The organism is Roseiflexus sp. (assembly GCF_057785375.1).
The window spans coordinates 40,361-49,297 of record NZ_JBYNRX010000018.1 but is presented as its reverse complement, the minus strand read 5'-3'; the positions used below and the strand labels follow the sequence as shown (position 1 = coordinate 49,297).

10 protein-coding genes are annotated in these 8,937 nt (G+C 61.5%); 8 read left to right on the top strand and 2 right to left on the bottom strand.

The genetic code is table 11. The features are described from left to right. Window positions 1–409 precede the first annotated feature (409 nt). The 8 genes from AC3EA7_RS03365 to AC3EA7_RS03330 all read left to right on the top strand — a co-directional run bounded on the left by AC3EA7_RS03365 (window position 410) and on the right by AC3EA7_RS03330 (window position 7,116). Window positions 410–2,197, top strand: coding sequence for a cellulose biosynthesis cyclic di-GMP-binding regulatory protein BcsB (locus AC3EA7_RS03365; RefSeq protein ID WP_488612614.1), 1,788 nt, complete (start codon window positions 410–412; stop codon window positions 2,195–2,197). A gap of 15 nt (window positions 2,198–2,212) precedes the next feature. After that, entirely contained in the window at window positions 2,213–2,521 is a 309-nt protein-coding gene (locus AC3EA7_RS03360) for a hypothetical protein (RefSeq protein ID WP_488612613.1), read from the top strand. Continuing rightward, window positions 2,521–2,676, top strand: coding sequence for a hypothetical protein (locus AC3EA7_RS03355; RefSeq protein WP_488612612.1), 156 nt, complete (start codon window positions 2,521–2,523; stop codon window positions 2,674–2,676). The genes AC3EA7_RS03360 and AC3EA7_RS03355 overlap by 1 nt, the downstream gene beginning before the upstream one ends. Window positions 2,677–2,739: 63 nt before the next feature. After that, window positions 2,740–4,551 (top strand): glycosyltransferase family 2 protein, encoded by a 1,812-nt coding sequence (locus AC3EA7_RS03350; RefSeq protein ID WP_488612611.1) that lies wholly within the window; start codon window positions 2,740–2,742, stop codon window positions 4,549–4,551. Window positions 4,552–4,760: 209 nt separating this feature from the next. Then, window positions 4,761–5,114 carry an STAS domain-containing protein gene (locus AC3EA7_RS03345; protein ID WP_488612610.1) on the top strand — a complete coding sequence of 118 codons (354 nt, stop codon included), beginning with the start codon at window positions 4,761–4,763 and terminating at the stop codon, window positions 5,112–5,114. A gap of 52 nt (window positions 5,115–5,166) precedes the next feature. Continuing rightward, entirely contained in the window at window positions 5,167–5,544 is a 378-nt protein-coding gene (locus AC3EA7_RS03340; RefSeq protein WP_488612609.1) for an ATP-binding protein, read from the top strand. Window positions 5,545–5,638: 94 nt separating this feature from the next. Then, window positions 5,639–6,415: a hypothetical protein gene (locus tag AC3EA7_RS03335; protein ID WP_488612608.1), complete on the top strand. Its 777-nt coding sequence runs from the start codon at window positions 5,639–5,641 to the stop codon at window positions 6,413–6,415. Between the two features lie 5 nt (window positions 6,416–6,420). Beyond that, complete coding sequence (locus tag AC3EA7_RS03330) at window positions 6,421–7,116, top strand: HAD family hydrolase (protein ID WP_488612607.1); 696 nt, start codon at window positions 6,421–6,423, stop codon at window positions 7,114–7,116. Window positions 7,117–7,181: 65 nt separating this feature from the next. Here the strand turns inward: AC3EA7_RS03330 and AC3EA7_RS03325 are convergent, their stop codons facing one another. Further along, window positions 7,182–7,340 carry a Flp family type IVb pilin gene (locus AC3EA7_RS03325; protein ID WP_273239382.1) on the bottom strand — a complete coding sequence of 53 codons (159 nt, stop codon included), beginning with the start codon at window positions 7,338–7,340 and terminating at the stop codon, window positions 7,182–7,184. Between the two features lie 252 nt (window positions 7,341–7,592). After that, window positions 7,593–8,666, bottom strand: coding sequence for a sensor histidine kinase (locus tag AC3EA7_RS03320; RefSeq protein WP_488612606.1), 1,074 nt, complete (start codon window positions 8,664–8,666; stop codon window positions 7,593–7,595). Between the last annotated feature and the right edge of the window lie 271 nt (window positions 8,667–8,937).

Here is an 8,937-nt window from a genome sequence, read left to right as displayed (position 1 = left end):
CGCGTATCCGCCAGCAGCACGCAGAACCATACAGGTTCGGAGAGGCAACGGCTTCGTGCCGCTTCGTGTCCTGCGTGGACCATGCCCTGGCGCGGGCTGAGCGGCGGCGCGTACCCGCCAGCAGCACGCAGAACCATACAGTTCGGAGAGGCAACGGCTTCGTGCCGCTTCGCGCAGGATGTATGAAAAGCGTCGGCGGCGAAGTCCCAAGAAAGGTTCGGAGAGGCAACGGCTTCGTGCCGCTTCGCGCCCTTCGTGGACCATGCCCTGGCGCGAGCTGAGCGGCGGCGCGTACCCGCCAGCAGCGCGCAGAACCATACAGTTCGGAGAGGCAACGGCTTCGTGCCGCTTCGTGCCCTTCGTGGAAGACAAATCCATGCACACGTTCCGAAGATGTCAAGCCCATACATTGCTGAGCCTGGCTTGGGCGCTGCTGTTTCTGGGCGCGCTCGCAATGATCGCTGCGTCTTCCGTAACCCCTTCTGTGGCGCAGACGCAGTCCGACGTCGCCTACCGCTTTGCCGATCTTGGCTACGGCGACCGCACGGCACGGACGATGTATGGCGCGCTGGACTATTTCTTCCCGGTTCCCGCAGGCGAAGAACCGCTCGACGGCGCGCGCCTGGAACTGGTCTACAGTCACTCACCGTTGCTCGAACCCGAACGCTCAACCATGACGATTATCGTCAACGGTCTGTCGGTGCAAAGCGTGCGCCTGACTCCAGAGAACCGCGAACGTGCAATGCTCACCGTCCCGCTGCCGCTCGCAGCGTTCGGCGGCGATGGTTTCTTCGTCCAGGTGCGCTTTCATATGCGCCTGACCCGCGATGAGTGCGAGGAGACGCGCAATCCGGCGTTGTGGACGACCATTCACAGTGACTCGCGGCTGGTGCTGCCAACCCAACCGACTGGCGCCTACCGCCTTGAACAGTTCGACCGGCTATTCGCGCCGCCTCCCGCCAATCGCTGGCCGCTGGCACTGGTCATTCCTTCCGACCAATCAGCGGAAGAACTCGACGCTGCCGGACTGGTCGCGTTTCAACTGGGGCGTCGTGCTGCCGCAATCCGCGTCGATCCCCGGCTGGAGGTGTTCACAACGCCTCCCGACCGCGCGGTTGTCATTGTTGGCAGCGCCCCCGCGCTGGCGCCGATGCTGCCGCAGAGCGTCGTCGATTGGGACGGACGCACCTTGACCCTCGCCAGCGTCCCTATCCCCGACGATCATGGCGTGCTGGCGCTGGCTGGAAGCGGTGCGCCACGCCTGCTTGTGACCGGCGCGACGTCATCGGCGGTGCGTCTGGCTGCCCAAACACTGAACGACCCGGCACGACGCGCGTTGCTGAATGGCGCGTATGTGGCAGTAACCGGCGCGCCCGTGCCGGCATCATCACCGTTGCCCTGGACAAACGGCGCCGCCAGTTTCGCCCAACTCGGCGTTGCATCCCGCACCGTCAGCGGTCCTGGCGAGCACCGGATTGATCTGACATTCGACCGTCCAGCCGCGTGGCTCTTGCGCGACGGCAGTATGCTGACCCTCGATGTCGAGGCGACGCCTGCGGTGCGCCTGGAAACCTCGTGGATCGCCGCGAGCGTCAATGGCATCGACCTGGGAGCGCAATCGCTTCACAGAGACGGAACACATCCGCATCGGTACACCTTTGCGCTTCCCGCCGATCTGCTGACTACCACGCTCGACGGTCGATCAGTGCGTCATCTCGACCTGACCGTGCGCCTGTTTCTTGATCCGCCAGAGAGAGGATGCGTTGTCGTGGACGGCGATGGCTTGCGCGCCACGCTCCTCTCTACCTCCGCCTGGCGTCTTCCACACAGCGTCAGTTCAGCCTTCGACCTAGGACGTTTTCCTGCACCGCTGCTGAGTGTCGATGCGTCGCTGCCGCTGGATGTTGTGCTGCCGCAACAACCCACTGTGGAAGAACGCGCTGCGGGATTGCGCCTGATGGCAGCACTTGGTCGCTGGGCCGACGCCGATGCGCTGCCGCCGCCACGCCTGATCACCGCCGATCAAATGGACGACCGCAACGGACGCCATCTTATTCTCATCGGGGGAGCAGAACGCAACCCACTCAGCGCCGAGGCAATCGCTCGCCTGCCAGATCGCTCCACCTCGCCGCAACTGGCAGTCTATCGACCGGGCGAAACCGGTCACTCCCGCCTGATCCTGGGTCCTTCCCCGTGACAACGGGATGCCGGATTGTTGATCATTGACGGCGCTACGCCAGATGACCTTATCCTTGGGATCGCCGCGCTCGAACAACGCGAGACGCTCGAACAACTCCGCGGTCCGGTTGCGCTGATCCGGCGTGGCGGACCGCCACAGACCGGTCCTGCCGCAACCGATGCGTTGCCGCCGTCCAATCTGACACCGCAGATCGAGACGCCGCTCATCGAGCGGCTTCCCGGCTGGCAGATCGCCGGCGCTGTTCTGCTTGGCGCATTCCTGAGCGCCCTCGTCATTCTGCTGACCATTCAGGTGCGTGGGCGCATGCGACGGAGAGGATGATGAGTCGCTTTGTGCAAGCAGTGTTGCCCGCCGATCCCGACTTGCGCGCGGAATTGCGTCTGGGGCTGTTGCGCGTTCTGGTTGCGGCAAATCTGCTCCTTGGCTTCCTCTACCTGAGCTGGCGCTACACTGCCACCATCAACTGGGCAGCCTAGCCCATCGCTCTGGGTCTGGTCATTGCCGAAACATACAGTTATATCGATGCATGGCTGTTCGGGTTGACCCTCTGGCGCCTGAAACAGCGCGGCGAACCTCCGCCGCCGCTTCCCAACGCCACAGTCGATGTCTTCATCACCTGTTACAACGAACCGGTGGCGATTGTGCGCGAAACCGCCATCGCCGCGCGCGACATTCGCTACCCTCATCGCACTTACCTGCTCGACGACGGTAACTCGCCGGCGATGCGCGCCATGGCGAAAGAGATCGGCATCGGATACCTGGTGCGTTCCGAGGAGTGGAAGGGGAAGCAACGCCACGCGAAAGCAGGCAACCTGAACAACGCGCTGTGCCAGACGAATGGCGAATTTATCCTGGTGCTGGACGCCGATCAGATCCCATCACCCGACATTCTGGATCGCACACTGGGCTACTTCGCCGACGAACGGGTGGCGCTGGTGCAGACGCCGCAGTGGTTCTACAACGTCCCGCCGGATGATCCGCTCGGCAGTCAGGCGCCACTCTTCTATGGACCGATCATGCAGGGCAAGGATGGCTGGAATGCTGCGTTCTTCTGCGGTTCCAACGCCGTGCTGCGGCGCGAAGCGCTCATGCAGATCGGCATTGCCAACTACGTGCGCGACCTGGAATTGCGCGTGGTGCGCGCCCTGCGCACTGCCGACGCTATGCTGCGCATCGCCGTTCGCCAGACTCAAACCGTTGAAAATGGCGCACTACGGGCGGCAATCGATAAACTCCAGGCGGCGGTGCGCGCGAGTCAGCGGATGCTGCGCGAAGGGCGACCAATCCAGGAAGTGACCTGGTATTTTCAGCAGCGCGCAGCCGTAGTAGCGCGTCCGCTCGTCGCCGAAGACCTGGCGCGCCTGCGCGCAGAAGTCGCAACCATTCCGGGTCTCGACGCTGATGAGGACCTGACGACCTGCCTGAGCCGATCTCTCGATGACGACAGCATCCTGCACGCACTGACCGTGCGTGAACGCTCGCCACTGGCTGCCATCGCCACGGTGCGCGAACTCCTGCTGGCGGTGGACGTGGATCGCGCCGACGAGGCGCAACCGGTGATGCCGCTGGCAACCATCTCGGTCACCGAGGACATGGCGACGGCTATGCGGCTCCACGCAGCCGGATGGCGTTCGGTCTACCATGACGAAATCCTGGCGCGCGGGCTGGCGCCGGAGGACCTGCGCTCGGCACTCCAGCAGCGTCTCCGCTGGGCGCAGGGCACCATTCAGGTGTTGTTGCGCGAGAACCCGCTCTTCGTGCCGGGATTAAGCCTGGGGCAGCGCCTGATGTACTTTGCCACGATGTGGAGTTACCTTTCGGGCTTTTTCGTTGTGATCTACCTTTCTGCACCGATCTTCTATCTCATCTTTGGCATGCTGCCGGTGCGCACGCAAGCGGAAGAGTTCTTCTGGCGGCTCGTCCCATACCTGATAACGAATGAACTGGTCTTCGCCGTCGCGGGCTGGAAGCGGGCGATCTGGCGCGGTCGCCAGTACAGCCTGGCGCTGTTCCCGCTCTGGATTCAGGCGGTAATCAGCGCCATCGGCAACGTGTACGCCGGTCGACCGCTGGGGTTTGTCGTCACGCCAAAGGTGCGGCAGGGAGGGCTGCACATCTGGGGGCAACTACGCCTGGTTCGTCTCCAGGCGATTACGATGGCGGCGCTGACCCTGTCGGCAATCTGGGGAATGGCGCGCCTGGCGCTTGGTCTCCAAATGGACGGGATTCCAACACTGGTCAACGTCTTCTGGGTCGGGTATGATTTACTTATGTTGAGCGTCGTCATCGACGCGGCGCTTTATCAACCGGAGGAGCAGGAACAGCCGCAGACGGCAGCAGCGTATCCCTGATCATCTCTGATCCATCGGCGCTATTCTGTACGGGCAGGTCTCAGACCCGCCCCGACCAGTAGGGCGGGTCGCAGACTCGCCCCGACCGGAGCACAGGAGGACGGGCGGGTCTCACCCGCCAACGGGAGCACACCATGTCACTCTGACGGGGATCGCATCAAATGGAAGCGGTACTTAAGGCGGGTCTCACCCGCCAACAGGAGCACACCATGTCACTCCACAGCGAGTCTGGTGATGACGGGATCACCATCGTGCGAATGGATGGTCGCCTCGACCTGTTGACAGCGGCGGAGGTCAAGCAACAACTGGCTGACCTGATTGCCGGTGGGCACCGACGATTGATCTTCGATCTGGATCGCGTTGGTTTCATTGATAGTTCCGGGCTTGGCGCGTTGATCAGCGGGCTGAAGGCTGCGCGGCAGGCAGGTGGTGACTTGCGAATTGCGCGCGCCAACCAACAGGTGCGCGCATTGCTCAATTTGACAATGCTGGAGCGGGTCTTGCGACCTTACGAGACGATCGAGGAGGCGCACGCTGGCTACTCCCAGATCGCTGCTGATTGAAGCATATGTCGCCACACAGACGATCGACGAGGGACTTGATGCGCTCCATGACATGATCGACCGCTTCTGGAACGACGCTGCGCGCATTGATCGATTGCCCCCCGAAATGTGGCGACACCTCTTCACGACGGCGCTGGCAGAGGCGGCGGCAAACGGGTTACGGCATGCCTACCCGATGACCGCAACCGAGCGACCGTTGCGAGTGCGGTTGCGTCTTTTTCCTGATCGTGTCGAAGCGCTCTTGATCGATCACGGCGCGCCTTACGAGCCGCTCCCGTCCGCCTACAACGCTCCTGATCACAAGCCCGACATCGCAATGCTGCCCGAAAGCGGGTATGGCTTGTTCATCGCCCGCACCGCGCTCGACTCGCTGCGGTACCGGCGGACCCGCAGCGGATACAACTGCTGGAAACTGGTCAAGAAAAAGTAGATGGAGTCTTGCTTTACCACATACGGTGGTATATACTGACGAAGGTATGCGTTTGCGCCACCGTTCCAATCTTGCACACAAAGGAGGCTTCCAGATGGCTGATACGCAGACCCACCGCACTGCATCTGAACGTCCATCGACGAATACCTCGTCTACATCGCTGGCACCGCGCCAGCGTCCGACGTTGTTGTTCGGTCGATCGCGCAATCAAACGCAGGTGCAGACGGGTAGCGGGCGAATTCAGCGCGAATCGCGCCTGACGTCGTTCTGGAAGGCGTTGATTGTGACGTCGTTTATCATGAACATTGTCCTCCTGACGGTGGTGCTGTTGCTGGTCGGGTTTCTGATCCAGTGGCGGCAGCAGATCGCAGCAACCGCCGTGCTCGGTCAGGGATTTGCCGCCGATAATGTCGCCGAGCTGCGGAGCATCGTCGCGGGTTTGCAAGGCGCTACGATTCGCACGACCATCCCGCTCGACCAACCCCTGCCGCTGAAAGGCGCTGGTGTGGTCGTTCCGGTCGACCAGCAGACGACAGTCACGCTGGTGGAACCGGTGCCGTTGCAGTTGAGCGGCGCCGACATCGACCTCGGCAACGGCAACCGGCTGCGCGCCAACAATATCCGCCTGACGCTTCCCCAAGGCACACCGCTGCGCATCGCGCTCAAGATGGACATTCCGCTCGATGATGTCACCATTCCGGTGCGTCTCAACGTGCCGGTGGAGATTCCGCTCAAGGATACAGAACTTGGTCCGCAGTTCGAGCGTCTGGGATGGCTCGTGGATCGCCTCGTCGGTCCACTCGCGCCGCTCCTGGGACTTGATCCGATCCCGCCTGCGCCGCCGGCGCCACGTTATCAGCCATCACAATAACCGTAATGATGCACAAATTGATCCTGTGGGACATCGACGGCACGCTGCTGTACAGCGGCGGCGTCGCCGGTGAAGCAATGCGCGCCGCGATGACACGCGTCTATGGTCGCCCTTCCGACAATGAGCGGCGCGCCTACGCCGGTAAAACCGATCAACAGATTATTCTCGAAACATTTCCCGACCGTCCGGCAGCGGAACTCCTCGGTCAACTGGACGTGTTTACTGCAACGTACCTCGACATCCTCAGCGAGTGGGCGGAGGCGTTTCGTACCCGCGGGCGGGTGCTCGATGGAGTGATCGACGTTCTGCAGCATGTGCGCGCCAGGGGAGTGGTCCAATCGCTGCTCACGGGCAACCTTGCGCCGATTGCCCGGCTCAAACTCGATCTGATGGGACTGGCGGAGTTCTTCGATTTCGACAGCGGCGCCTATGGCAGCGACAGCCCACGCCGGATCGACCTGGCGCCGATTGCAGCCGCACGCGCCGCTCAGCGCTACCGGCGCGCCTTTGCGAACGCTGATATTGTGGTGATTGGGGATACGCCGAACGATATTGCCTGTGCGCGCGCTGCCAACGCGCGGGCTGTGGCGGTTGCGACCGGTCCGTTCAGTGTTGAAGAGCTGCGCGCCCACGCACCCGATGCAGCGCTCCCCAGCCTCGCCGACACCAAGGCTGCGCTCGCGGCAATCCTTGCTGGGTAATTAAAAAATCATCGCCCCCCTGGATAACCCGGAGGGGCGATGCTCCGCCGTGAACGAACCGCGACTTAGCGGGTCAGACCACTGTTGATCTGGCTGAAGACCTGGCTGACGCGGCTGCCGAGCAGGGTCAGGATACCGATGACGACGATGGCGATCAGTACGAGGATCAGTGCGTACTCAACCAGACCCTGGCCTTCTTCCTTGGCGAAAAAGCTGCGAACCATTGCGAGACCTCCTTAGAAATTGGGTAGAACTAAATGAACCACGGTTACAGTATAGGTGTTCAATCTCTGGTTCTCAATAGGCAATCAGTCCCAAAAAAAGACGGTACTCCGTGAATACTTTCTTACTGAACTGGTAGGACTCTTGGGCAGGACGGTGGAGGATGATAGGGGTTAGAGATTAGGGGTTAGGGATTAGGAGTTAGGGGTTCAAGGAGTGCAATGAGAATTAGCCCTTACCCCCTAACTCATACCCTACCCCACAGGCAGCGGAATCAACGCCTCGACGCGCGTGCCGCGCCCAATAGCGCTTTCGATGCCGAATTCGCCACGGAGGAGCGTTTCGACCTGCTGGCGCAGGGTGGCGATGCCCATGTTGCGCCGTCCACTCTCGTCGGACAGCACCTCGCTCACAGAAAACCCGCTACCGTCATCTTCAACCGATACATGGATCACGCGCACTCCGCCAACATCGTCGCGGACGCCAACCAGCACCCGCGCCTGGGAAGCGTTTGCGTGCTTGATGACATTGTTGAGCGCTTCCTGGATGAAGCGGAAGATGGCGACTTCGTAGTGCGAAGGCAACCGCATATCCAGGTTCTGCACCATCAGGTTGATCTCGAGTTTGTTCTTCTCGCTGACCTGCTGCACATACCGGCGCAGGGTCGGCGCCAGACCAAGGTCATCGAGGATCATCGGTCGCAGGTCGAAGATGAAACGGCGCGTGTCCTGGAGCGTGGTGTTAATGGCATTTTTGAGTGCGCTCAGTTCGGCGCGCGCCATTTCGGGGTCACGGTCGAGCAGCCGCTGACAGATTTCGGCACGCAGCACCAGGTTGCTCATCGACTGCGCAGGGCCATCGTGCATCTGCAATGAGATACGCAGACGCTCCTTTTCTTGCGCCTGGATGATGTCGGCGATCAACTGGTCGCCGCCCACCATTCCCGCCGCGTTGCCGCTGGGCGTGGCAGCGCCAAGGAATGGTTCCAGAGAGGTAATCAGTTCGAATAACAGACTCTGACGTTGCTTGGTCGCCTGCTGACGGTACTGGAGTTGCTCGAGCTGGCTCCGCATGGTCAGAAGGCGCATCTGCACTTCCTGCACAGACGCATAAAAATTCTTAACGTCGGCTTTGCTGTAGCGATCAATATTGACGTCCAGATCACGAAGACGGTTCGAGACCGTCAACTCGCGCTGCTGCAATTTTTCGACTTCGTTCGATGTCTGGCGCAGGAGCGCTTCGATCTCGGTCAGTTCGCGGCGCGCTTTTTCCAGGTCGGCATTCGCTTTGTCGTAGAGTTCTTTGAGAGACGGAGGGGCGTCAGTCATCGGTATAGCGGCCTCCCGAGTCTATCTTCAATTGTTGGATATTATACCACTCGCACATCGGGCATTCACAGTTTGTGGAGTCTGAGACGTCGTCGGGCTGCGACAGGCTCAGCCCGGCGCCTGCGCCGCGCATCTGATACTAATACGCGGTCATTTGGCCAAGTGTTTGAGCAAAGAATCCGGCATCGCCCGGTGAAGCCCGCGCCAGGGCGGACTGCGATCCACGACACGCCTGCCGGTGCGCGTTGACCGGTGCGCCTGGCACAACGAA